The 24,707-nt window shown below is 65.3% G+C and carries 19 protein-coding genes and 1 pseudogene; 14 read left to right on the forward strand and 6 right to left on the reverse strand.

Features of this window, described 5'->3' with window-relative positions; translation table 11 throughout:
• The first annotated feature begins 140 nt into the window (after positions 1-140).
• From ACYVKQ_RS16725 to ACYVKQ_RS16740, 4 genes and pseudogenes are all read left to right on the forward strand, one after another.
• On the forward strand, positions 141-1,208 hold the full coding sequence (locus ACYVKQ_RS16725; protein WP_460676492.1) for a Fic family protein: 1,068 nt from the start codon (positions 141-143) through the stop codon (positions 1,206-1,208).
• A pseudogene (locus tag ACYVKQ_RS16730) lies at positions 1,209-1,415 on the forward strand (energy-dependent translational throttle protein EttA); the annotation flags it as partial.
• A gap of 98 nt (positions 1,416-1,513) precedes the next feature.
• A complete protein-coding gene (locus ACYVKQ_RS16735; protein ID WP_460676493.1) occupies positions 1,514-2,467 on the forward strand; it encodes an HNH endonuclease in 954 nt (317 codons plus the stop codon).
• Positions 2,468-2,678: 211 nt separating this feature from the next.
• Positions 2,679-4,154: a M48 family metalloprotease gene (locus ACYVKQ_RS16740; RefSeq protein ID WP_460676494.1), complete on the forward strand. Its 1,476-nt coding sequence runs from the start codon at positions 2,679-2,681 to the stop codon at positions 4,152-4,154.
• Positions 4,155-4,232: 78 nt separating this feature from the next.
• Here ACYVKQ_RS16740 and ACYVKQ_RS16745 read toward each other — a convergent pair whose 3' ends face one another.
• The 3 genes from ACYVKQ_RS16745 to ACYVKQ_RS16755 form a co-directional block, all read right to left on the reverse strand.
• On the reverse strand, positions 4,233-4,676 hold the full coding sequence (locus ACYVKQ_RS16745) for a carboxypeptidase-like regulatory domain-containing protein (protein WP_460676495.1): 444 nt from the start codon (positions 4,674-4,676) through the stop codon (positions 4,233-4,235).
• Between the two features lie 397 nt (positions 4,677-5,073).
• Positions 5,074-5,709, reverse strand: coding sequence for a helix-turn-helix transcriptional regulator (locus ACYVKQ_RS16750; RefSeq protein ID WP_460676496.1), 636 nt, complete (start codon positions 5,707-5,709; stop codon positions 5,074-5,076).
• Positions 5,710-6,556: 847 nt separating this feature from the next.
• The gene (locus ACYVKQ_RS16755) at positions 6,557-6,973 is read right to left on the reverse strand and encodes a carboxypeptidase-like regulatory domain-containing protein (RefSeq protein WP_460676497.1); all 417 of its coding nucleotides are present in this window, start codon (positions 6,971-6,973) and stop codon (positions 6,557-6,559) included.
• A gap of 291 nt (positions 6,974-7,264) precedes the next feature.
• Here ACYVKQ_RS16755 and ACYVKQ_RS16760 point away from each other — a divergent pair, with 291 nt between their 5' ends.
• Positions 7,265-7,891 carry a hypothetical protein gene (locus tag ACYVKQ_RS16760; RefSeq protein WP_460676498.1) on the forward strand — a complete coding sequence of 209 codons (627 nt, stop codon included), beginning with the start codon at positions 7,265-7,267 and terminating at the stop codon, positions 7,889-7,891.
• Positions 7,892-7,979: 88 nt separating this feature from the next.
• Here ACYVKQ_RS16760 and ACYVKQ_RS16765 read toward each other — a convergent pair whose 3' ends face one another.
• The gene (locus ACYVKQ_RS16765) at positions 7,980-9,311 is read right to left on the reverse strand and encodes an NAD(P)/FAD-dependent oxidoreductase (protein WP_460676499.1); all 1,332 of its coding nucleotides are present in this window, start codon (positions 9,309-9,311) and stop codon (positions 7,980-7,982) included.
• Between the two features lie 168 nt (positions 9,312-9,479).
• On the opposite strand from ACYVKQ_RS16765, the gene ACYVKQ_RS16770 reads away from it, so the two are divergent.
• From ACYVKQ_RS16770 to treF, 7 genes are all read left to right on the forward strand, one after another.
• Positions 9,480-9,890: a hypothetical protein gene (locus ACYVKQ_RS16770; RefSeq protein ID WP_460676500.1), complete on the forward strand. Its 411-nt coding sequence runs from the start codon at positions 9,480-9,482 to the stop codon at positions 9,888-9,890.
• A 326-nt stretch (positions 9,891-10,216) separates the two neighbouring features.
• Complete coding sequence (locus ACYVKQ_RS16775) at positions 10,217-11,377, forward strand: alpha-xenorhabdolysin family binary toxin subunit A (RefSeq protein WP_460676501.1); 1,161 nt, start codon at positions 10,217-10,219, stop codon at positions 11,375-11,377.
• Between the two features lie 15 nt (positions 11,378-11,392).
• Complete coding sequence (locus ACYVKQ_RS16780) at positions 11,393-13,882, forward strand: hypothetical protein (RefSeq protein ID WP_460676502.1); 2,490 nt, start codon at positions 11,393-11,395, stop codon at positions 13,880-13,882.
• A 122-nt stretch (positions 13,883-14,004) separates the two neighbouring features.
• On the forward strand, positions 14,005-14,712 hold the full coding sequence (locus ACYVKQ_RS16785) for a hypothetical protein (RefSeq protein WP_460676503.1): 708 nt from the start codon (positions 14,005-14,007) through the stop codon (positions 14,710-14,712).
• A gap of 32 nt (positions 14,713-14,744) precedes the next feature.
• Positions 14,745-15,353 (forward strand): hypothetical protein, encoded by a 609-nt coding sequence (locus ACYVKQ_RS16790; RefSeq protein WP_460676504.1) that lies wholly within the window; start codon positions 14,745-14,747, stop codon positions 15,351-15,353.
• A gap of 140 nt (positions 15,354-15,493) precedes the next feature.
• A complete protein-coding gene (locus tag ACYVKQ_RS16795) occupies positions 15,494-16,501 on the forward strand; it encodes a glycoside hydrolase family 43 protein (RefSeq protein WP_460676505.1) in 1,008 nt (335 codons plus the stop codon).
• A 137-nt stretch (positions 16,502-16,638) separates the two neighbouring features.
• Positions 16,639-18,201, forward strand: coding sequence for an alpha,alpha-trehalase TreF (gene treF / locus ACYVKQ_RS16800; protein ID WP_460676506.1), 1,563 nt, complete (start codon positions 16,639-16,641; stop codon positions 18,199-18,201).
• A 43-nt stretch (positions 18,202-18,244) separates the two neighbouring features.
• On the opposite strand, the gene ACYVKQ_RS16805 is transcribed toward treF, so the two are convergent.
• Together ACYVKQ_RS16805 and ACYVKQ_RS16810 are read right to left on the reverse strand one after the other, a co-directional pair.
• Positions 18,245-19,840, reverse strand: coding sequence for a hypothetical protein (locus tag ACYVKQ_RS16805; RefSeq protein ID WP_460676507.1), 1,596 nt, complete (start codon positions 19,838-19,840; stop codon positions 18,245-18,247).
• Between the two features lie 163 nt (positions 19,841-20,003).
• Positions 20,004-21,809 carry a M61 family metallopeptidase gene (locus ACYVKQ_RS16810; RefSeq protein WP_460676508.1) on the reverse strand — a complete coding sequence of 602 codons (1,806 nt, stop codon included), beginning with the start codon at positions 21,807-21,809 and terminating at the stop codon, positions 20,004-20,006.
• Between the two features lie 133 nt (positions 21,810-21,942).
• Here ACYVKQ_RS16810 and ACYVKQ_RS16815 point away from each other — a divergent pair, with 133 nt between their 5' ends.
• A complete protein-coding gene (locus ACYVKQ_RS16815; protein WP_460676509.1) occupies positions 21,943-22,128 on the forward strand; it encodes a hypothetical protein in 186 nt (61 codons plus the stop codon).
• A 358-nt stretch (positions 22,129-22,486) separates the two neighbouring features.
• A complete protein-coding gene (locus ACYVKQ_RS16820; RefSeq protein ID WP_460676510.1) occupies positions 22,487-24,670 on the forward strand; it encodes a T9SS type A sorting domain-containing protein in 2,184 nt (727 codons plus the stop codon).
• Positions 24,671-24,707 lie beyond the last annotated feature (37 nt).

The following is a 24,707-nucleotide window of genomic DNA, read 5'->3' on the forward strand; positions in this document are numbered from 1 at the left end:
CAAACAGACATGTTCTATACACGTCCTCGGGCTTATGTAAAGCAAACGGCCATTTCCTTTACATATATTGCGGCATCTGATAAGAGATGTTGGTTTTGCTTATCAGATGCCGCATTTCTTTTCCGACCATACCAAAGTCCATGGCTGTTTCTTTGTGGCAACCCTCAGATTTGCCGCCCGCTACCGAGATAGAAACCAAAACCGTTTTGAAGAAGCTGGCAGAGGCCCGTGCGGCCTTGGCGGAGCTGAAGGGGGTATCCAAGACCATCCCAAACGAGGGGATTTTGCTGAACACATTACCGTTGCAGGAGGCCAAAGACAGCTCGGCCGTCGAAAACATCATTACCACTCACGACGAGCTATTCAAGGCTGCGTTGCAGACGGAGGGCATAAAGTCGCAGGCGGCGAAAGAGGTGAGCAACTACGCAGCGGCGTTGCGGCTGGGCTTCGGCCTAGTGCAGCGGTACGGCTTTTTGAGCGTAAATCATGTGGCGCATATTCAGGGAGAACTGGAACAGAATAATGCGGGCTACCGCCGCTTGCCGGGAACAACGCTCAAAAATCAGTTGGGTGAGGTGGTGTATATGCCCCCACAGGATTCGGCCGAGATTATGCGGCTGATGGGCAATCTGGAAGCCTATCTGAACGATGACACGCTCAGCGACGCCGACCCCTTGGTGAAGATGGCGGTGCTGCACTTTCAGTTCGAAAGCATCCACCCGTTTTATGACGGTAACGGTCGTACGGGCCGTATTCTCAACATCCTGTACCTGGTGCTGAAAGGTTTGCTGGATATTCCGGTGCTGTACTTGAGCCGGTACCTCATACGCCACAAAGCCGATTATTACCGGCATCTGCAACAAGTACGCGACACGGATAACTGGGAACCGTGGCTGCTATACATGCTCGACGGCGTAGCGCAAACGGCCCGCGAAACCATTACGCTGATCGGGGAAATGCGGGAGTTGATGCAGCGCACCAAGCAACAGCTGCGCAACTACCGCTTTTACAGCCAGGACTTGCTCAACAACCTTTTTCGCCACCCCTACACCCGCATTGAGTTTGTGCAGCAAGAGCTGGGCGTAAGCCGTATCACGGCCGCTGGCTATTTAAACCAACTGGCAGCCGATGGCTTGCTGCAAAAGCAAAAATTGGGGGTATCGAACTACTATATCAACCAGCCCTTGTTTGATCTGCTGGCCCGTTAAGACGCGTTGGAAAACTTCGCCGGTTGCGCCGTCATCATCAGCCACGACCGGTGGTTCCTCGACCGCCTGGCCACCCACATCCTCGCCTTCGAGGGCGACTCGCAGGTGGTGTGGTTCGAGGGCAACTTCTCGGATTACGAAGAGGCCAAGAAGAAGCGCCTCGGAGATGTAGAGCCCAAGCGGGTGCGCTACCGGAGCTTGAACTAAGGATTGTTTGATTTTAGAAAAAGAAATGCCTCGGCTGGTATCGGCCGGGGCATTTCTTTTTCCAATTCTACTTTAGCCGCCGCTACATCAAAGCTGCTGTGTCCACCGCTTCCAAGTCCTACCTCCACCGCTTCACCCACCTGCGCGTGGCCACGAGCCGTCAGCACGGCGAGGCCCCGTACAAGCCCGCCCTGCTGCTGGCCGTGCTCGACGGCATCGAAGACGGCAGCATCCAGGACAACCGCATCTACATCACCCCGGAGCTGCTGGCCGCCTTCCGCAGCCTCTGCCGCGACCTGAGCACCTCGGCGCTGTTTCGGGCCAACGACTTTTCCCTGCCCTTCTACCACCTCTCGGGCGACGGGTTCTGGCACCTGCGCACCCTGCCGGGGCTGGAAGTGCTGCTGACGGCCTCGCGCTCGGTCAAAAGCTTCCGCAGCCTGCGCGACACCGTCGAGTACGCCTACCTCGACGAGCCGCTGTGGGCACTGCTGCAGGAAACCGGGGCGCGGGAGGAGCTGCGCCAGGCCCTGCTCGGGCGCTACTTCCCGCAGACGCGCTTTCGCTACCAACCCCGCGCCGGGGCCGCCGAGGTGCTGGCCCTGCGCCAGCACATACTGGCTGAGCCGGCTGCGCTCTACCAGATCCGGCAAGCGCCCGCCGACGAGCTGCAGGTGGCCATTCGCAGCGGGGTGTTCAAGCGCGTGGTGCTGGAAGCCTACGACTTCACCTGCGCCGTGTCGGGGCTGCGGCTGGTGAGCACCCAAGGCGCCCCCAATCCTTTGCTTGATGCCTGTCACATCGTGCCCTGGGCAGTGAGCTACGACGACCGCATCAGCAACGGAGTGGCCCTGTGCCCCAACCTGCACCGTGCCTTCGACCGCCGACTGTTCTGGGTTGATGACGACTTCCGGGTGCGCATGGCCCAGTGTTTTCGCGAGCAAAGCGGCCAGGATTACGGCATCCGTCGCTTCGAAGGACAAATTCTGCGTCTGCCCGCCGAGCCCGCGTGGCAGCCCAGCCGGGAAAACTTCCGGGCCCAGCGAGGCTAGGCCGCAGCGGCGCCGACTCGACTGGCTGTACGGGCAGTTGTGCGGACAGCAGTCGGGGATGCTGAGCAGGACGGCCCCAGGCGGCGCGGGCGCTGCTGAACAGGGAGGCGGTGTCGATGGGAAGTGTCAGCATGCAACCTCGACGCCGGGGCCGCGTTGCAACACCAGCCGGCCGCAGGCTACTTTCTCCCACCGCACTCCTTCCTCTCCCATGCAAACCTTTCGAATGACAACCGCCGGCGCGGCGCTCCTGTTGCTGCTGAACTCCTGCTCCACCAACCCCGTCAGCGGCAAAAAAGAAGTTAGTCTGATGTCGGAAGGGCAGGAGGTGGCCCTGGGCAAGGAAGCCGACCCGCAGATTGTGGCCCAGTACGGGCTGTATGAAAATGCCGCCCTGCAGCGCTTCGTGCAGGAAAAAGGCCGGCAAATGGGCGCCGTGTCGCACCGGCCGGGGCTGCAGTACGAGTTCAAGGTGGTCGATTCGCCGGTCATCAACGCCTTTGCCATTCCGGGCGGCTACGTATACCTCACCCGCGGCATCATGGCGCACTTCAACAACGAAGCGCAGTTTGCCGGCGTGCTTGGCCACGAAATCGGCCACGTGACGGCCCGGCACTCGGCCCAGCAGCAAACCAAGGCCACGCTGGCGCAGGTAGGGCTGATTGCGGGGGCCATTGCCTCGCCGCGCCTCGGGCAGTACGCCGAGCAGGCGCAGCAGGGCCTGAGCCTGCTTTTCCTGAAGTTCGGGCGTGACGACGAGCGGGAGGCGGACCAGTTGGGCGTGGAGTATTCCACCAAAATCGGTTACGATGCCCACCAGATGGCCGACTTCTTCCAGACGCTGCAGCGCGAGCAGCAGCAAGCCGGCGGCGAGGCCCTGCCGCCCTTCCTCTCCACCCACCCCGACCCCGGCGACCGGTACAACACGGTGCACCAGCTGGCCACGGAGTGGCAACAGAAAAGCCCGGCTTCGACCAGTCTGCAGGTCAACCGCGACGCCTACCTGCGCCTGATCGACGGCATCGTGTACGGCGACGACCCCAAGCAGGGCTTCGTGGAAAACAGCGTGTTTTACCACCCCGAGCTGAAGTTTCAGTTTCCGGTGCCGCAGGGCTGGAAGTACCAGAACACCCCGCAGCAGGTGCAGATGGCCCCGCAGGACGGCAAAGCGCTGCTGATGCTGACCCTGGCCCCGGGCGAAACGCTGGAGGCGGCCGCGCAGCAGCTCGTGCAGCAGTACCAGTTGCGCGTGGTCGAGTCGAACAGCACCACCATCAACGGGCTGCCGGCCCTGGCCGTGGTAGCCGATCAGGTGGCCCAGCAGCAGGAAGGCGCACCCCAGCAGCAGGCCGCCCAGGTGTCGGCGCGCACCCTGCTGCACCTCATTCGCTACGGCAACGCCAACTACGTGCTGCTGGGCGCCAGCAGCCCCCAGGACTTTGCGGCCTACGCCCCGCAGTTTACCAGCACCGCCCAGGGCTTCCGCCCGCTTTCCGACCCCGACAAGCTCAACCGGCAGCCGGAGCGGGTGCGCATCAAAACGCTGAAGCTGCGCAGCAACCTCGCCCAGGCCCTGCGCAGCAACGGCGTACCCGAGGCCCGGCTGGAAGAAATGGCTATCCTCAACGGCATGCAGCTCAACGAGCAGGTCAACGCCGGGTCGTTGATCAAAGTAGTGGCGAAGTAAGCCTACCGTAAGGTGTCGGCCGGGTGGCCCGTTCCGCTGCGCCTGATGAGTTCGTCGCCACCTGCCCAGCAGCACAGTTCAGCGGATTTTGCCCGTATTACTGGTTTTCTTAATTCGTCCGTCCGATTTAAACTTGGTGCCGGGGAGCGGTTCCAGCGTCACGTCCAAAGGCTTGCAGTTGGCCAGCGGCTGTTCGAGGCTGGTGTAGCCGGCGGCGGTGATCTGCAGGACCGCGTCGCGCGGAATTGGCTTCTTCGACGTGACCAGGTAGCGCCCCTCTGCGTTGGTACTAAACGCGTCGGTGCTAAAGCCAGACCCCCGGCCGCGCAACATGACGGTGGCACCGGTCAGCGGGTAATCAAATTTATCGCTCACGCGGCCCGTAAGCGTGGTGCACTCAAGCGCGGCGGGCTCGGTAGCCGGTGCGACGCTCCGGGTCGTATCGGGCCGGGCAGGTAGCTGCTGGGCCTGCGTCGCGAGGGACAGCAGCGAAACCAGGGGCAGGAGAAGAAAGCGTTTCATAGCTGTATACAAGATGGGCGAAGGGCGCCGAGCCGGCTGCTGGATCAAATGGATTCTGGGGTTGGGGAGAAGAAAATTGGACAACTCGCAGCAACAGGCGTTGGCTAATATAGCAGCAATTTTTCGTAGCTGCCATTAATGGGTACGCGGCGGCTTTTTTTGCGCGCGTAACGGCGAGATAGTGACGGGGCAATAGCACAAAAACCAGTAAGCGCCAACCCGGTTTCACAGTGGGATATTGAATTATAATAAGGCACGCCAGCGCGCCGGGCGGGTTGGCCGTTTGGCAACAATTGGCTTACCAGCAACCCTATCGGTGGCTTATCGTTAGCCTTGCTGCGATAGGGTGGTCGGCAATCCAGTTTGGGCTGTCGGGCATGCACACAGGTAGCGGGTGTTAGGCCATTACCCAGCCTTCGCGCACGGCCTGCACCACCAAGCCTACCAGTGTGCGTGCGCCGGCTTTTTGCAGCAGCGCCCGGCGGTGACTTTCCACGGTGCGCACGCTCAGACACAGTTGATTGGCAATTTCCTGGTTGCAATAATCGCCTACTACCAAGCGCAGTACGTCTAACTCGCGGCGGCTGAAGGGGGTGCAAGGAGCCTGCCGCGACGGCGCAACCGGTACCGTCGTGGCCAGGTGGCTGTTCGTATCGCCACGCAGCCAGGGTTGCACGGTCGTAATTACTTCGTGGGGCGTCGCGTGGTGGGGCAGCAGCAGCGGGGTGCCGCCGCGTTGCAGATCCCGGCGGTGGAGGCTTGAAAGGCGACGTCCGGTCAGAATCAGTACTGTCTGTTGGCTACGGATTCGGTACAACTGGGCTACCACTTGGGGGAGTGGTGGGCCCGCCAGCGCGCTGTCGAGGATGACCAGGGCAAACAGGTGCCGACGAATGAGGGCCGGCAGCGCGTGCGCGTCGGGCGTAACGGTGCAGGCTAGATCAGGCCAAGCGTCGTGTAAGGTAGTGAGCAGGCCCTGGCGGTATAGGGAGGGAGGCGCTGCTACCAAAATCGAGCTTTCGGAGGCGGGCATAGGTGTTGGCCAAGTGTACAGTCATACAGTTGAGAACGGCAGTAACAATAGGTGTGCAAAAAAGAGGATCCAAAGCGGCAAACTTTGGTGGGGCGCAGTGCCGGCAATATCCTTTATATATAAATGATTTGCAATATATTTTACGGGATAAGTTATAGTTGGCGGGGGCTCAATGTAAGTGTAAACCACCCGAGGTTGGCCCTCAACCCCGGCAGCGCCTCAATGCCGCGAAGCGTCGTCCAGGAGGGCCAAAGCTGTTAAGGGCAGGGACTTGCTTGGAAGCGGGTTTTTCCCACTGGTGCTATGGCGATTCTGCCTTCTCCCGAAGTTGCCGATTAGGTGTCGGCCGAAAGTATGAGTGCTGATGCGACGCTGGGCGCAGTCAGTTGCGCTGCTTGATCGATCAATTGCAGGTAAGCTGCTTTGCGTTGCTGGGAGCCGGCAGTGTACGGCAGTAGCCTGGTGGCCGGCCGCCAGCGTACGCACTTATGCTGGATAATGGAGGGCATTCCGCATTGCCAGCACTCTGCGGCTGGGTAGCCGCGCGCTGCTGGCTTACCTCGCTTACCCCTTCTCCCCGCAGAACGGCCGATACCACTCTGCCACCGCTCCGCTGTTTCGACGGCTGACCTTGCCAGGTGTAGCGGTTTATGGAAGAGCAGCGCAATAGGAACGGCTGATGCGGACCCGCGCAACGGCGCTACTGAGTGGCCTCAGGGCTGGATGGCGTGCAGCCACAAGCGGCCCGGCATACCAGCGGTATACCGCAGAAGCCACGGCCCTGATACCCTTGAGGCTGTCACCACAAGACATTAGTTTCTGACAAGCCGTAGCGGCGGCAAAGCGCTTATTCCTCTTTGCGACCCACCGCCAGCAACTTACCATTGTTTCGGCCGCCGTGCTTGATGCGCGTACCGGGCAGCAGTTGCAGCGTCACGGCATTGGCTGCCCCGCAACGTACCGCCAGTTCCGCGTCGGCATAGCCGATCATGCTCACCTGTACCGGCTGCGCGGGCAGCATCGAGCTAAACGAATACAGCCCTTCGGCATTGGTGCTGTAAACCCGTTTGGTGCCCTTAAGCAGAACGGTAGCTCCAGGGAGCGGCTGCCCCTCTTCATTGAGGACCTGGCCATGAATGACCTGTGGTGCGGCGGGGGGCGTGGGAGCAGCGGCCTGACCAGGAGCCGCAGTGGACTGGGCAGTGGCCGCAGACATAGAAAGGAGAAGTCCCGCGAAAAGGCTGGCAGTGCAGAGGTGGCGCATGGTGGAAGCCGTTATAGTATTTAGGATGGGTTAAATATGCTTTTAATAATAATTATGTGCAAATAAATATTTGAATAAGTAAAATAAATGGATGGTCTAAGCATCATTGCTTGGGGCGCTGGTGGCCGAGGCGCAGCAAAAAAGTGGCGGGCATGTAAGCCCGGCGCTGCTCACGTTTCCCCCAATGATGTGATGCGCCACATAGCGGGGCCGTTCTACCTTGCGGCGGAATCGCCTGTGAGCGAAAACCGGCAACTGCCCCGGCCGGCGGGACACTTCTTTCTTCTGCGCATGCATCAGCCACGCACTTTTCTGCTTGCCAGCCTGCTGGGCCTGGCCGCCTGCTCGGCCAAAGAGCAAAACGACACGCACACCCCCGAAGCACCTGCTCCCGACGCGGTGGCGGCTGCGGCAGCTGAGGTGCCCAAGCCCGCCGCCGCGGATGCCCCGGCGCCCGCTGACGCTCCGGAGAACATTGCGCCCATCAACGCGGAGGCGTATGCCTTTACGCTAAACGGTGGCCCCTTCAGCAACCTGCGCGTGGCCGTGGCACACCCCACCGACCCGCAGCGGCCCGGCGCCGCCATCGGTTTCTGGAGTGCGCAGCGCGACATGGGCACTCAGCTCGATGCCGTCAATGAAAAGCCTACCGGCGTGCTGCTGCGCGTGCCCTCAGCCCCGGCCGACAAGCCCGGCACCTACCCCATCAGCGGCGGCGTGGTGATGCGCACCGGCGAAGGCGGCATCGGCGACCTGCCCATCGACAAGGGTACCGTCACCATCACGCGCTACGGCAGCCGGGTGGTGGGCACTTTCGAGGGCACGGGCACTTACACCGACATGCAGAACGGAATGAAACAGAGCACCGTGACCATCAGCAACGGCACCTTCGACCTGAAGCGCGGCAGCAACCGTTAAGCGCGGCCGGCTGCGTGGTCCATGAGCAGCGCGCCCCGGTCACGTGGTGGCCGGGGCGCGCTGGGTATTGGGGGACTTGCCGTTGGAGCTACACAATGGCTTTTTCGGCGGTGGCTTCCACCGGCACCGGTTCCCGCACGCGGCCGATGATGTAGCGCCGGCCTTTGTCGAAGGTGAAATAGCTCCAGATCCAGTTCAGGAGCACGAAGAGGCGGTTGCGGAAGCTTACTAGCGACACAAGGTGAACAAACATCCAGATCAGCCAGGCCAGAAAGCCCTGGGAGCGTAGCTCGCGGCCGGCCAGCTTGAGGTCGGCCACGGCGTGGTTGCGGCCGATGGTGGCCATGGAGCCCTGGTCGTGGTAGCGGAAGGCCTCCAGGGGCTGGCCGGCCAGCAGCCGCTCCAGGTTGCGGGCCAGCAGCTGCCCTTGCTGAATGGCGGGCTGGGCCATCATGGGGTGACCGTCGGGGTACTCCGCCGATACCATGGCCGCGATGTCGCCGATGGCAAAGATGTTCGGGTAGCCCTGCACGCGGTTGTGGGCGTCGACGGCGTAGCGCCCGCCCTTGCGCAGGCACTCCGGCGCAAGGCCCCGCACCGGCGCCCCGGCCACGCCGGCGGCCCAGATCAGCGTGCGCGTAATGAGCTGCTCGCCGGTGGTGAGCGTGACGGTATAACCGTCGTAGGATTTCACGCGCTTGTCGAGGTGCACCTGCACGCCAAACCGCTCCAGGTACTCTAGGGATTTGCGCGAGGCGTCGGCCGACATGCCCTTGAGCAGCGCGTTGCCGCTCTGAATCAAGTGGATGTCCATTTGCTTGAAGTCGATTTCGCGGTAATCCTTAGGGAAGACGTGCTTGCGCAGCTCGCTCAGCGCCCCCGCAATTTCTACGCCCGTGGGCCCGCCGCCCACGATGACGAAGTCGAGCAGGCTGTTGAGTTGTTCCTCGTCGCCGAGCTGCAGGGCCTTCTCGAAGTTCGACAGCACCGTGTTGCGCAGCTCGATGGCATCCTCCACGCTTTTCATGGCAATGGCGTTGCGCTCCATCTCCGCGTCGCCGAAGTAGTTGGTGGTGGCCCCGGTGGCAATGACCAAATAGTCGTAGCGCACCAGCCCGATGGACGTTTCCACCACCTGCCGCGCGGCGTCGATGCACTGCACCTCGGCTAGGCGAAAATAGAAGTTGGGCTGCTCGTCGAGGATTTTGCGGAACGGCGACACCACCGTGTCGGCCTCCAGGCTGGCGGTGGCCACCTGGTAGAGCAGCGGTTGAAACGTGTGGTAGTTCTGCTTGTCGATGAGCACCACCTGCACCGGCGCGTGGCGCAGCGCCTTGGCCAGCTCCAGCCCGCCGAAGCCGCCGCCCACGATAACGACGCGCGGCTTTCCCAGATCTTCGATTTTGGCCAGGCCTTCCATAAATAGCAATGAGGAGAAAAGTAAGGTGGGAAAGATACGCGCCCGGCCCGCGAATGGTCGGACTGGCCTGACCGAGCAAGGCCACGCGGCACCGCGCCAGTAAATCCTGCGTACGCCCGACTGCGTAATGGGGTAGTTCGCGTTTTCGGGACTTCTTCCGCCACCACCATGCCGCTACAGTTTTTCGTGGATACGCCCGGGCTGGCCATCGGATACGACGCGGCCAACGAGTGGCTGTACACCGATTGGCGTGGGGAACACGACCAGGCATCGTCGCAGGCGTGCTGCCTGCTGATGCTGGAGGCGCTACGCCGGCACCCCTGCCGCAAGATTCTCAACGACAACTCCAGCGTGACGCGGCAAACCATGCAGCTCACGCCCTGGAGCCGGTGGTGGCTCGGCGAGATGATGCACGCCGGCCTGCAGTACGTGGCCTGGGTGTACCCGCGCAACTTCGAGGCCCGGCAGGCCACCGAAAACGCCATCCGGTTTATCCAGCGCCCCGTCGTGGCCTCGTTCGACGACGTGGCCTCGGCTTACGTATGGCTGCGGCATCAACACGCCGGACCCGGCGCGTAACTCGAAAGCTATGAGATAGGTAGGGGGAAACAGCAGACAAAATCGGGGTTTTTTGTCCAGTATCACCGTGTCTAAATGGTATCTACGGAAGGTGTAATAGTACTTGGCGATTCTTTAATTGGGAATTTTATAGGTATTTGCTTGTCATGTAAGTAGATGCGTTTTCATATATATAGAGGGGTTTGCCCTGTGAACGTGAGGACTGCTATGCCGCGCCTCAAAAGTCATAGTCACAGCGGAGTCAGGTTCTTCCTGTAATGCGGCTGGGGGAGGTGGTAAGATTGGCTCAGGTTTCCATTCAATCCATCATTAAAATCCTCTACAACATGTCAGCCGATTCCACACCCACCCTCGCCCCCGGCGCACTGGCCAGCCCCGGCACCCCGGGCGGCCCCAAATTCGCTCTTTCCACAACCGAGTGGTTGGCTATCCAGACCTATGTGACCGATGCGCTGGCACTGCCCATCACCCCGGACGCCTTCCGCAAGTCGCTGGGGGCCGGCGCACCGAGTGACTTATCCGATTTTCAGTCGCTGATCGACTGCTACAAGGGCATTAACGCCCACTGCACGACCTGGCAAAACGAAACCTACCCGGCCAGCGTGAGCCTGGCCAGCGACGTCAGCGCCTACGGCAGCCGCAAGGCGCCGCTGTACTACGGCGCTATCCAGAAGGAAGCCGACATCCTGATCGATGATCCGGACAACGCGGCGGCCCTGAAGGCGCTCAAAGGCATCCTGGACAACCTCACGCAGCAGGCCCAGACCTACGCCGACAACGCCGCGCGCGTGTACAAGCAGATTCAGGACTTCGCCAACCAGACCGCGGCCGACAAAACCACCCTGTTGGGGCCCGATGGCAACAGCGGCCTGGTGAAGAAATACAACGACAAATACGGCAGCACCAGCACTGAGGTGCAGCAGCTCACCAAGCAGATAGCCGATCAGCAGGCCATCCTGAAAAGCGCCACCGACGAGTACAACCACGACGTCATCGTGGCGGCCACTTCGCCCACCTACGCCTGGGTGTTTCCGGCGGGCACCATCGCCGCCGCCGTGGTGGCGGGCGTGTACGGCAAGCGCGCCACCGATGCCCTGGACCTGATGCACGCCACGCAGGCCAAGATCAAGACCATGACGGATCAGGTGGCGGCCGATGCCAACCTGATGATTGCCATTCACAACGCCGAAATCGGCATGAGCGCCATTGGCCAGGAGCTGGCGGAGGCCCTGCCGGTGATTCAGAAAATCCAGGGCCTGTGGGGCGCCATCAAGGACGACCTGCAGGGCATCGTGGCGCTGATCGACGCGGACATCCGCAAGGCGCTGCCCATCATCATGAACCTGGGCATTGCCGAGGCCATTCAGGCCTGGAAGGACGTGGCCGACGAAGCCGATACCTACCGCAAGAACGCCTACATCACCGTGGACGGCAAAACCCAAGCTCCGGCTACGGTGGCCGCCCAGCCCGCCGAAGCCACCGCTTAAGGCCGCTGCACGACCATGGCAAGCAATCCGCAACTACCCCAAAGCGCCGCCGATTGGGCGGCGCTTTACACCACCCTGGAGGTGCAGGGCCGCGTGCCCCACGCCACCGACGCCCGCATCACGCCCGCCAGCGCCACCTTCCGGGGCATGTACCTCGATCTGCAGGCGGTGCAAAGCCAGCTCAGCGCCGCCGGCCCCGTGCCGCCCGTGGTAACGCTGTACGCCGACGTGCTGACCGTGCCCGACCACTTCACCTGGGTGCTCAACGGCACGGCCCTGGTGGTGCAGGCCCGCCGCGTGGAAGCCGGCGCGCAGGCCGCCGTGGTGCTAGACTACCGCCAGAGCCGCACGGCCAGCCTGGTGCTCTTCATGGCCGAAAGCAGCGGCACCTGGACGGCGCAGGCCGTCACGGCCGGCCAGCCTCAGCCCGTCAGCTTCGCGCTGGCGGCGCCGCTGGCGGGGGCGGGGGTGCACCTCAGCCTGTCCGGCCCGGACGGGCAGCCCCAGCTACAGCCGCTGACCTACGCGCAGGGAATGCCTGCCCTGCAACTGCCCGAGGCCCTGCCGCTGGCCCTGACCAACGCCTCCCTGTTCGGCTCGCTGCTCTACGACCAGAACCCGCCGCTGGCCCTGGGCATCATGAGCTGGGTGAAAAACTGGGCCGCCGAGGCCGACGAGTTGTCGGGCCTGTTCTGGCGCAGCGCCTCCCTGGCCACCCTGCTCACCTCGCAGCTCAACGCCCGGGCCAACGGGGCCGCCTTCGTGCCCTACCTCACGGCGGCCGTGTACACCCAGTTGGCCGAGGCCTTCGTGGCCGAGGCCCGGCAGTACGAGGCCGACTACATGGCCCTGAACACGCAGAGCGTGCTGACGGCCCAAAACATCGAGCAGGCCAAGGCCCTGCGCGACAACGCCCAGTACCAGAGCGCCTACGTGCAGGGCCTCAAGCAGCAGGCAGCCACCAACTACCAGAACGCGCAGGCCGCCGTGGACAAGGCCCTGCGCAACTTCAACGACCAGGAGCTGAAAGCCAAGCTGGTGGGCATCGATTTCGAGCAGATCGGCTTGCCGGAGTACGAGCGGAAAGCCATCGTGGCGGCCGTGTTCGAGCTGGTCGGGGCGGTGGTGGTCTTCACCGGCGCCATTGCCCTGATGGCGGTGGGGCAGGAGGAAGCGGCGCCCGCGGCGGCCGGCGCGGCCGTGGCCACGGCCGAGTCCGTTTCGGCCGCCGCCACCACGGCCTCCACCATCGCCAAGCTGGCCAAGGACCTGGCCGAGGTGATGAAGACGCTCAAGAAGCTGGTGGAAGGCCTGCAGAAGGTATACACCCTGGCCACGGCCATCGTGAAGGCGGCCGGCGACATCAAAGGCGCGCAGGGCATGGTGAAGCAGCTGCAGGCCATGGATCTGGTGACCGACGGGGCCGACCTTTCGGCTTCCGACGCCTGGCAGATCTTCGGCCTGCACGTGCACCGGGTGTTGGCCGAGCCCATTGCGAAAGGCATCGGCTACGCCCAGGACTACCAGGACGCCCTCGACGTGCTGGTGATTTACGGGCAGTCGTTGTCGTCGGCGCAGCTGGCGGCGGTGCAGGCCGGGCAGGAGTACGCCCGCGTGCTGCTGCAGGAGCAGCTGGCCGCGCAGCAGCAGGACCGCCTCGACGCGTACGTGGATGCCCTGCAGGTGGGCCAGCAGGTGACGGCCGGCGTGATGCAGCAGTTTTACCAGCGCTACCTCGACTCGAAGGAGTCGCTATTGGCGGCGCTGCAGAACTACCGCGCCTCCTATTTCTACTGGGCGCTGGCCCCCTCGCAGGTGCGTCCGCAGGTGGTCGATACCGTCAACAGCCTCGAAACCGGGCTGCAGTCGCTCACGGCCATGGCCCTGGATCAGGCCGCAGCGCTGGAGCACTTCAACCCCGCGCCCGAGGCCATGGCCAACAAGCAGGTGACCATCACGGACGCGGCCTTCCTGGAGGCGCTGCGGCAGCGGCAGCCCGCTACCTGGGCCCTGCCCGCCGCCGAAGCCGAGTTTCTGGGGCTGGACCGCGTACGCATCACGGCGGTGCGGGCTTGGCTGGAGGGCGCGCAGGCACCGGAGCGGCAGAAAATCAGCCTGAGCATCCGCACCTCCGGCAGCTACCGCGACCAGCTCGACGGCACGGGCTACCAGTTCTCGAGCGGGCCGCTCAAGCGCGCCTTCGAGTACCACGTGGAAGCGCCGGCCGGCCACCAGCCCAACCCCGACTGGCAGTTTGCCGACGGCACGCTGGGCTACGTGGAACTGGACGGCCGCGTGGACAACGAGGTGAAGTACGCCTACTTCCAGCCCACGCCCTTCACCGAGTGGACCATTCAGGTGAATCCGGCCCCGGCCAACGCCGGCCTCGACCTCTCGCAGGTCAGCCGCGTCACGCTGCAGTTTGAGGGCAGCGCCATCGGCACGGTGGTGGGCCGCCGGGCCCCGGCCGCGCCGGCTGGCCTCGTGGCCGAAACCACCGCTTAAGAGCACCGGTCTCCACCGCCGGGGGGCGTCGGAAAGCGGGCCGCAAGGCCCGAATTCCGGCGCCCTTTGGCATCCGGTGGCCGCTCGTTTTATCCTTCTTCACCCTTAGCCTTCCGAGCCTCTTGAACATTGCCAGTGCCTCCGTGGCCGAACTCTACACCGTGCCGGCCAGCGTATGGGCGGCCATTCACCAGCGCGTCAGCCTCACGCTGATGGCCCAGCCCATGGCCGCCGAAATCCAGCAGATGCTCCTGCACTTCCCCGACCTGGTGACCGTGTGCCAGCAGTGGCAGTCGACCACTTTTCCGGGCATCGTGGCCCAGAGCCGGCAGCTGGCGGCCTATGCTGCGCAGGCCCAGCAGGACTTCACGCCGCTCGCCGCCACCGTGGCCGCCCTCGACCCCAACGCCCCGCTGCCCGAGGCCGTGCGCGCCCAGGCCCAGGCCGCGCTGAGCCGGCTCAGCCAAAGCACCGCGGCGCTGCAGCAGGCCTTCGACGGCCTCAAAGCCCAGATTAGCCAGTTTCGCCTCGTCAACGGGCAGGTGGACACCGAGGCGGAGCGCTACGCCGGCCAGCTGGGCTTCTTGGGGGCGCCCGTTGCGCACGCAGTCCAGGCCGTGGAAGCGGCTACCGGCAGCGTGCTCGGCGACTGGAGCGCCATTGCCGACGACCTGCACGAGCTGACCATCAGCCCGGCCGACCTGACCCTGGCCGTGCTGCTTTCGCTGCAGCTGCAGATGGCCCTGCTGACCTGGCAGAGCATTGGGCAGGAAGTGGCGGGCTTTCAGCAGAACCTGATGGGCCAGCCGGCCCAGCCCGCCGCGGTCTAGGCCATCGTTCCACCGCTTGATTCTTCTTTACTATGTTAACTTCTTTCTGGCAGGCCGCCCAGGCCGGCCCGGTGGCCGAGGTACAGCTGCTGCCGCTCTCGCAGCAGGGCCGGCTGCGCGTCACCTACAACTGGCTGTATTCGGCCCTGAACTGCGACCCCAACGACGGCTCCACGTTTCTGTGGGTGGTCAACAAGCTCGACGAGCAGCACGTGACGCTCACGCCCAAGGACGGCTACCAGGGCCGCCGCCTCTACGCCAGCGTCCGCGACGACTGGAACTACTACGTGCAGGTGCAGGCCCCGCACTCCGCCGACTGGATTACCGGCGTGGGCCGCGACGAAATCCTGACCCTGACCTTCGCCGACCTGTTCGTGCGGTTGCAGGGCTTCAACGGCTGCTACCTGAGCGTAAACGGCGCGGCCGACAACCACGGCGGCCACCAGGGCTTCCGGGTGATGAGCACCGCCCCCGCGCCGGGGCCGGCCAGCACGTGGTTTATGCGCCCGGTCGCCTCGCTGCAGGCGGGGCTGGCCCTGCCCGTGGCCCCCACGGCGGCCGAGCTGCACCAGTCCCTGAGCGGGCTGGGCCAGCCGGTTTCGCAGGAGCAGGTGGCCAGCCTGCTGGAGGTGCTGAGCTGAGCCGGCGCCCCCACACGCACGCGCCCCGGCTGAGCTGCTTGCCCGGCCGGGACGCGTGCGTGTGGGGCGGAGGCGAGCGGCCGGCACAGCCCGCGCCGCCTGGGCTACGTAGAGCCAGCAACCGCAACCGCTGCTTTGCCATGACCGCTGCTCCCGGCTTCTACCAAAACCCCGTCTTCGACGCGGACTTCCCAGACCCGACCATCATCCGCGCCCCCGACGGCTGGTACTACGCCTACGGCACCCAGACCAAGCGCCCCGGCGGGCTGATCGTGAACCTGCAGGTGGCCCGCTCCCGCGACTTGGTGCAGTGGGACTACCTAGGCGAAGGACTGCCCGAAAAGCCGGTGTGGGCGCAGCATTCGCAGAAAATATGGGCCCCGCACGTCAGCCAGCACAACGGCCGCTACTACCTCTACTACTCGGCCCTGCCCGACAGCGGCCCCGGCCTGTGCCTGGCCGTGGCTACGGCCGAGGCCCCCGCCGGCCCGTTTGTCGATTGCGGCCGGCCGCTGCTGCAAACCGGCCTGCCGGGCTTCGCCGATATCGACCCGATGGCCTTCGACGACCCGGCCACCGGCCGCCGCTGGCTGTACTGGGGCTCGGGCTTTGGGCCGCTGCGGGTGCGCGAGCTGGCGCCCGACCGCGTGTCGTTCCAGCCGGGCAGCGAAGCCCTGGACCTGCTGTTTCCCATTGATAACGACGACCCGGCCAACTACCAGCGCCTGCTCGAGGGCAGCTGGGTGCTGCGGCGCCACGGCTGGTACTACCTCTTCTACTCCGGCGACAACTGCTGCGGGCCCGAGGCGCACTACGGCGTGCTGGTGGCCCGCTCGCGCCATGCCACCGGGCCCTTCGAGACGCTGGCCACGGCTACGGGCGGCCCCGGCACCATCCTGGAAGGCAACGCCGACTGGCGGGCACCCGGCCACAACTGCGTGGTGACGGACGCGGCCGGGCAGGACTGGCTGGCCTACCACGCCATCGACCCTGGCCAGCCCACCTTCGACGCCATCGACGCCGACCAGGGCTACTCGCGCCGCGTGCTGCTGCTCGACCGGCTGGAGTACACCGCCGACGGCTGGCCGCGGCTGGTCACTGGCGGGGTGGCTTCGCGCCGCCCGCAGCCCGCGCCGGTGGGGCAGTGACGGGACTTCTTGGCCAATCGGCCTTCGCTCGCGTACCGCATACCAGCGCGCCGGCGTTGGGTAATGCTCCGGGCCCCTCGCCAAGGTGACCGGGTCGGCCACCCGCAGCGGCCGGCGCTTTTTCTGCATCCTCGCCTATGAAACGACTTCTCTTCTGCGGCCTCGGCCTGCTGCTCGCGCTGGCGGCCTCGGCGCAGCCCTCGCCCCGGCAGCTGTACCCTTCGCTATTCGAGGCGGTGCAGCTGGGGGGCATCTTTCCCGACAGCAAAACCTTCGTGGATGCCCGGCCCAAAGTAGCGCCGGCCGACATCGAGCGGCTGTACCAGCAGCAGCGCGGGCGGCCGGGTTTCGAGCTGCGCCGCTTCGTGGGCGCGTATTTCGAGCTGCCGGCCGCCGCCACCGCCGCCTACCGCAGCCGCGTGGCCGCCGGCCTGCGCCCCCACCTCGACACGCTCTGGACGGTGCTGCAGCGCCAGCCGCAGGACTCCGTGGGGCCCTACAGCTCGCTGATTCCGCTGCCCCGGCCCTACGTGGTGCCCGGCGGCCGCTTCCGCGAGGTATACTACTGGGATTCGTACTTCACCATGCTGGGCCTGCGCGAAAGCGGCCGCCCGGCGCTGATCCGGGGCATGGTCGACAACTTCGCCAGCCTGATCGACCGCTACGGCTTCGTGCCGAACGGCAACCGCACCTACTACCTCACCCGCTCGCAGCCGCCCTTTTTCGCCCTGATGGTGGAGCTGCTGGCCCAGACCGAGGGCGACTCGGTGCGCCGCCGCTACCAGCCGCGGCTGCTGCGCGAGCACGCCTACTGGATGGCCGGCGCCGACTCGCTGGCTGCCGCCACGGCCACGCGGCGGGCCGTGCGCCTGCCCGGCGGCGAGGTGCTGAACCGCTACTGGGACGCCGGCGACTACGCCCGCGAGGAATCCTACGCCGAGGACGTGGCCACGGCCCGGCAGGGCCCGCGGCCGGCGCCCGTGTTTTACCGCCACGTGCGCGCGGCGGCGGCTTCGGGCTGGGATTTCAGCACCCGCTGGTTTGGCGAAGGGGGCACGCTGGCCTCCATCCGTACCACCGAGCTGGTGCCCGTCGACTTGAACTGCCTCCTCTACGGCCTGGAGCAAACCATTGCCCGCGGCTACCGCCAGCAGGGCGACGCGGCGGGCGCGCGGGTCTTCGAGCGCCGCGCCGAGGCCCGCCGCCGGGCCATCCTGCGCTACTGCTGGGACGCGTCGCAGGGCTGGTTTGTCGACTACGACCTGGCGGCACGGCAGCCGGCCAAGGTGCGTACCCTGGCCGCCGCGTTTCCGCTGTTTTTCGAAGTGGCTACCAAGGCCCAGGCCCGGCAAGTGGCCGCCGGCCTGCAGCGCGACTTTCTGAAGGCGGGCGGGCTGGTCACCACGCTCACCCGCAGCGGGCAGCAGTGGGACGCGCCCAACGGCTGGGCGCCGCTGCAGTACGTGGCCATCGAGGGGCTGGAGCGCTACCGGCAGCGTGAGCTGGCCCGCACCGTGGCCGAGCGGTGGGTGGCGCTGAACGCGCGCGTGTTCCGGCAGACGGGCAAGCTGCTGGAGAAGTACAACGTGGAAGACCCCGCAGTGCTGGCCGGCGGCGGCGAATACCCCACCCAGGACGGCTTCGGCTGGACCAACGGCGTGCTGCTGCGACTGATGAATCAATACCAACTGGCGCCCTGAGCCGGCGGCTGGACGGACAGGTAACCCGGGGTGCCTCGGCCGCTTAGCGTTTCAGCTTAGCGGGCAGAGCGGGCGGGGTGGCCGGGGCGGCGGCGCGCGCGGTTTCCTGGGGCTGCGTGGGCACGCGGGCCGGGCCGACGGGAAAGCGCAGGTTGGCGAATTCACTGGTGACGCGGCCCTGGGCGTCGGTAGCGTCGGCGCGGTTGGCCACCAGCTGCCAGGTGAAGGCCACGTTGGAGCGGCCCCCGTGCAGCTCCACCACGTCGAAGCCGGCGGCCGATTTGTTGGTCACGTACACCCCGGCGCAGTCTCCTTCGAGCTGGATGAACACCCGCAGCGGGTGCTGTTCCGACACGGCCACGTTGCGGGCCAGCAGCGGGTCGAGGGTGATATGAGCGCGGCCGTCGCGCAGCTGCCCGCTGCCGAAATCCTGAAACAGCACTTCCGGCGCCTCGGTGCAGTACATCACGCGGTTGCGACCCTGCTCGTCGGGTACCATGGTGCTCTTGGTGCCCTGCGAGAGGATGGCGTAATCGGTGTTGCCCGCGCGGCCGCCCACGAAGGCGTAGCCGTTGGCGCTGGCGCGGTAATCGAAGTAGCCGCCCCATCGGTCGTTGGCGGGCGTGGTGCCGCTCACAAACCCCACCATGCCGTAGCTCAGGCTCTGGCCCAGCACGCCCACCCCGGTGCCGAGGTTTTCAAACGTCGCCAGGTTGTTGCCGGTGCCGACCACCCCGATGCCGCTGCCGGCGCTGGTGCCCATGCCAAAAGCGCCCACGCCGGTGCCGTTGGCGGCCAGCCCCGAGCCCTGGCTTAGCAGGGTGCCGGCGGCGATGTTGTTGCCCAGGGCCACCACCCCGGTGCCGCTGGCGTGCTGGTTGAAGCCCCGCATGCCCGGTTGCGAGCCGCTGTTGGTGGCCCCGTTCACGCCCACGCCTCCGGTCGAGAGGCCGCCCAGACCAATGCCGGCGGCATGGTTGAGGCCGAACACCCCGTAGCCGTTGGCGTTGTTGTTGAGGCCGTAGACCCCCACGCCGGTGCTGTTGTTGAAGCCCGTTACGCCCTGCCCGGTGCCGGTGTTTTCGCCGTAAATGCTGCTAAAGGCCGCGCTGCTGTAGCCGTTGATGGGGTAGTCGAGCAGGTTAGCGGAGCTGTTGATGGCCCCGCTCGAGCCCGAGCCGTACACGGCAAACAGGTCACCGCTCTGGGCCGAGGCGCGGTTGACGGTGATGCGCCCGTCGGTCAGGAACCGCATCCGCTCGTTGGTGGCGGCGCTGCCGGTGGTCTTGACCACCAGCGGCTGCGCGTCGGTGGTGCCGAGGAAGTTGGTAGCGGGCGTGGTGCCGGCGTTGCCGGTGGTGGCCCAGTCGCCGCCCACGGTGCTGAGCTGGGTCCAGGCCGTGCCGGTGTAGTAGTAGTAGCCGGCCGGGGTATTGGTCTGAAACACCAGCAGGCCCTGCACAGGGTTGGCAATGGCGCTGGCCGCGGGTAGCCGCGGGGGCAGGAAGCCCTTGTCGGTGGCGCGCACTTCCAGGGCGGCGGCGCCGGCCGGGGCGTTGGTACCGATGCCCACGTTCTGGGCCCGGGCGGCAGCCGTCAGCAGCAAGGCGCTTAGCAGCAGGGAGTAGCGGTAATTCATAGCAGGAGGTGAGGTGAGACAATGGAACGCATAGTAAAATTCTGATTTATAGCTGAGGTTTGCACGTTGTCAGCCACGTTCAGGCATACCAAAGCCAGGCGTTGGCATACAAAAAGCCCCGGCTGCGGGGCAACCGGGGCTTTTTGAGGGCGTAGGCGGATTCTTACAGGTTTTTCAGCCAGGCCGTGCGCAGGGCCAGCTGCTCGGGCGTGGCCTGCGGATCCACCGCGAAGTGGTAGCGCTGCACCACGTCCTTTTCCTGGGTGCGGCAGCGCACTTTCTGGTCTTTGCCGTCGCGGCGCACGGTCAGCTCCACCTCGGCGCCGGGCTGGCCGCTCTGCATGGCCGTGAGGGTGGCGCGTAGCGTTTCGGGCTGCACCGCCGTGCCGTTGAACGCCACGAACTGGTCGCCGGGGCGCACGCCGCAGGCCTGCAGCACAGGGCTGACTTCCGAGAACTGCACGCCCGCTGCCTGCGCGGCGTAGCCGTTGGTGCCGAGCGAGGCCATCTTCTGGCCCGGGCGCCGGGCCGCGTCGTAGCGGATGCCCACTTTCGCGTAGTACTCGCGCAGCGGCAGCGGCTCGGCGTTTTCCACGTAGCGCCGGAAGAAGTCGCGGATGTCGGGGTAGGTCAGCTTCGTGAAGTCGTCGAAGAAGTGACGCTCGCTCACCGGCTTGCTCGGCCCGTACTGCTTGGCCAGCTCCAGCAGCACCTCGCGCAGCCCGCGCTTGCCGCCCGACAGCTCCAGCAGGCGCAGGTCGAGCAGGGCGGCCGTCATGGCGCCGCGCTGGTAGATGTTGCCGTACTGCTGCTGGCCTTCGTCGGAGAAGGAGTTCAGGCCGAGGCGCTTGAGCGAGTACGTGGTGTCGGCGCGCAGGTGGTCGTAGGCCACTTTGTCGTGCAGCGTCTGCAGGTAGTCGTCCAGCGAAACCAGGCCGCCGCGCAGCTGCATCATGTGGGCCGCCCACTCCGTGGTGCCCTCGTACAGCCACAGGTGCTGCGAGCCGGTGGGCTGCACGAAGTTGAAGCGTTCAATGATTTCGGAGTGGATGTTGAGCGGCGTCACGATGTGAAAAAATTCGTGCGCGGCCATGTCGGTAATGCTCTGCGCGTACTCGGGCGTGAGGGGCTCCTCCTTCAGCGTGTATTCCGAGCTGTACGAATGCTCCCAGGCGCCCTGGCTCTGGTCCTCAAAGTGGTAGAGGAAGGCGTAGCGCTTCACGGGCAGCTCCACCAAAAAGCTCTGCGCCGCGTTGAGCATCTTCTGCATGTGGCCCAGCAGCGGCTCGGCCTTGATCAAATCGGTCTTGGAGTAGCAGTACAAGGCCACTTCCGCGTCGCCGAGTTTGGTCGTGGCCTGGGTGAGCCGGCCGAGCAGAATGGGCGAGTCCACGGCGTGGTCGTAGTCCTGGGCGTGGTAGTAGCCCTCGGCGTCGGGTGTGAGGGCCGAGCCGGCCTGCCAGCCGCTGGGGTAGTTGATTTTCAGGCGCAACGGGTCATCCTGCATGCCCTGCGGGTAGCCCAGGATGGTCTGCCCGTTGAGCAGGGCGTGGTCGGCCTCCAGCGAGGAGCCGCACATGCGGTAGATGCGGTGCTCCTTGACGGGCGTATCCCAGGTTTCGGCAATGGTGTAGCGGATTTCGCGGGTTTTCTCCGGTTTGCTCAGCTGCCATTGGTTGGTCGATACCTGCTTGCTTTCCAGGGGCTTGCCCTTGGCGTCGAAGGCCTCGAACTTGCGCACGAAGCGGCCCATGTCCATGACCTGGTAGGTGCCCGGGGCGGTGGAGGCAAACTGGTAGATGCCCTGCTCCTTCTTGAGCTTGGGCAGCTGCAGCGTCACCTGAAACTCGTCGGTCGATTTGGCCGGGTCGATGGTGACGGTATAGGTCAGTTCCTTCGGCGCGGCCTGGGCCGCGAGGCCGGTGGAAAGCAAAGTGGCCAGCAGGCCGGCGCGCAGCGCGTGTTGCATGAGCAAAGGAAGAATGGGGAAACGGGTGCAAGGATGCAAAAAAGGCCGCAACGTTGCGCTCCGGCGGGCGGGCAGCCGAAAACGGCTAGCTTGGCCGTTGCCCGCGCGGCGTTCCGTCTTATTCGATTGCACGATGCGTCAATCCCTGTTACTGCTGCTGGCCCTGCTCGGGGCCGCTGCTTCGGCCCATGCCCAGCTGGGCGCGGCCCTCGAAATGGAACAGCGCGACCCGCGCACCGGCGAAAGCGCTGGAGAAGGCGGTAGCGCTGATAGAAGCACCATAGTAGCCCTTGCCGGGCACGCGGCTCCACTGCCTTAAGCCCTGGCCTCCTGGCCGGGGCTTTTTGCTGCTGCCCGGAACGGGGCTGGCGGATGTCGCAGGGCTGTTAGGATTATTGAATTATTGAAAGTGGCTGCCTGAGTAGGTGTGAATAGGGGCGATTGTGCGGATAATGCAAATTATTAGTGATAAGGCAGGGTTATGTCGTAGAATATGATTAAAAATTTAATGATGTAACTAAAGCAACAAAAACCGTTGCGGGGGCAAGAATATGCACATATAATATGGCTTAACAAAGAAAGTGATAGGATGTGCTATTGCGGGCTGGTTCAACGTGCGCTTACATTTCGGTGCAAATTTAATTTGTCTGCAGGCGTTCCTTCTTCTACTTCTTCCTATGAAAACAACTTGTACTCTTTCGGTTTTGGGTAATGCCTTGAAGCGTAGCGGCAATGCGTTCGTGCTGGGCTCGACCGTCGTCTGCGCCATGGCTTCCGGTGCCGCGGCACAGACCACGCCGGCGTTTCCGCGCAATGAACCCTTTAAGGGCAACTCAGTAAGCAACTTCACCTTCGGCGGCGCGGCGCGCCTGACCGGCACCGGCGGCGCGGGCAACGACGCGGTGGGCCAGGGCTACCTGCGCCTCACCGACGCGGTGACCAACCAGGCTGGGTACGCCATCGACAACGTGGGCTTCCCGGCCGGGGCGGGCTTCACCATCTCGTTCGAATTCTTCTCCTACGGCCGCACCACCACCGAGGGCGCCGACGGCTTCAGCGTGTTCCTAGTGGATGCGGCCAACCAGCCGAGCACGGGTTTCCGCATCGGGGCGTCGGGCGGCTCGTTGGGCTACGCGCAAAAGACTGTTGATCCGATAGCCCCGGGCGTCTCGCGCGGCTACATCGGCATCGGCATCGACGAATTCGGCAACTACTCGGCCGGCAGCGAAGGCCGCTCAGGTGGCGCGGCCACGGGCGACAGCGAAGGCAAGGTGCCCAACGCGGTGGCCATTCGCGGGGCCGGCAACGGGTCGTCGAGCACGGATTACCCGTACCTGACCGGCACCGGCCTCAACCAGTTGGGCTTTACGCTGGACGTGAACACCGCCCGCGCCCAGGCCGGCTCGGCCGATTACCGCCGCGCCTACATCGACGTGGTACCCACCACCGTGGGCGCCACCACCACCTACCGCATCACGGTGCGCATTCAGCACGGCACGTCCGTGTACACGGCCATCGACAACTTCACCGTGCCCACGCCGCCCCAGAACCTGCGCCTGGGTTTTGCCGGCTCCACCGGCGGCAGCACCAACGTGCACGAAATCCGCAACCTGAACCTGGTGCAGGTGCCCTTCGCCAGCGACGACGCGGCCACCACCGCCTACAACGCCGCCGTAACACTGCCCATCCTGGCCAACGACGTAGCCCCGGGCAGCAACCTGGACCCGGCCACCGTGGACCTGGACCCCAACACCACCGGGGTGCAAACTTCGCTGACGGTACCGGGCAAAGGCACCTTCGCGGTGAACGGCAGCGGCGTGGTTACGTTCACCCCCAGCGGCAACTGGGCCGGTACCGCTGCCGCGCCCTACACGGTGCAATCGGTGCTGCGCGGCGACTACACCTCCAGCCCGGCCAACATCACCGTGACGGTGCAGGGCGCCGACGTGGCCACCACTGTCACCGGCCCGGCCACGGCCACGGCCGGCACCAACATCACCTACGCCATGCGCACGGCCAACGCCGGCGGCCTCCCGGCCACCAACGTGGTGCCCCGGCTGCAGCTGCCCGCGGGCCTGCCGACCACCAACGTAACGGCCCCCGGCGGCAGCTACGACCCGGCCAGCGGCTGGGTCACCTTCGGGCCGATCAGCACCCTGAGCACCAGCACGACGGCCGTGACCAACTCGGTGACTTTCCGCGCACCCACCACCGGCCCGGTGGCCGGCCTGGCCACGGCCGCCTCCTCGGCGGTGCCCGATCCGGTGGATGCCAACAACTCGGCCTCCGTGACCACGGCCATTGGCAACGCCCCGCTGCCGGTGGAGCTGGTGCACTTCGGGGCCCGGGCCCAGGGCGCCGATGCCGTGCTGCACTGGCGCACGGCCCAGGAGAAAAACAACGACCGGTATGAGGTGGAGCGCTCCGCCGACGGCAAAGCCTTTGAGCGGGTGGCCACCGTGGCCGGCCGCGGCACCACTTCCTCGACCACCGAGTACCGCCACCTGGATGCGGGGGCAGCCCGCCACGGCGCCACGGCTTACTACCGCCTCAAGCAGGTGGACACCGACGGCACCAGCACCTACTCCGACATCCGCGTGGTGGAGTTCGGCTCCGAGGGTCCCGCTGTGCGCCTGTACCCCAACCCCGCCTCCGAGCAGGCTACCCTGGACCTGCGCGGCCTGGCGGCCGGCCGCTACACCGTCCGCATTCTGGATGTGACGGGCCGCCTCGTGCAGGAGCAGCAAGTAAGCGGAGCCCGGCTGCAAGTGCTGGCGCTGCAGCAGCTGCGCCCCGGTAGCTACGTGGTGCGGCTGAGCGGGGCCACCCGCGTGGTGTCGCTGCCGCTGGTGCGCTACTAGGCCGGCCGTGCCGGCTGGGCCCCAGCGCAGCGCGCTG

This window comes from Hymenobacter coalescens, assembly GCF_054783195.1.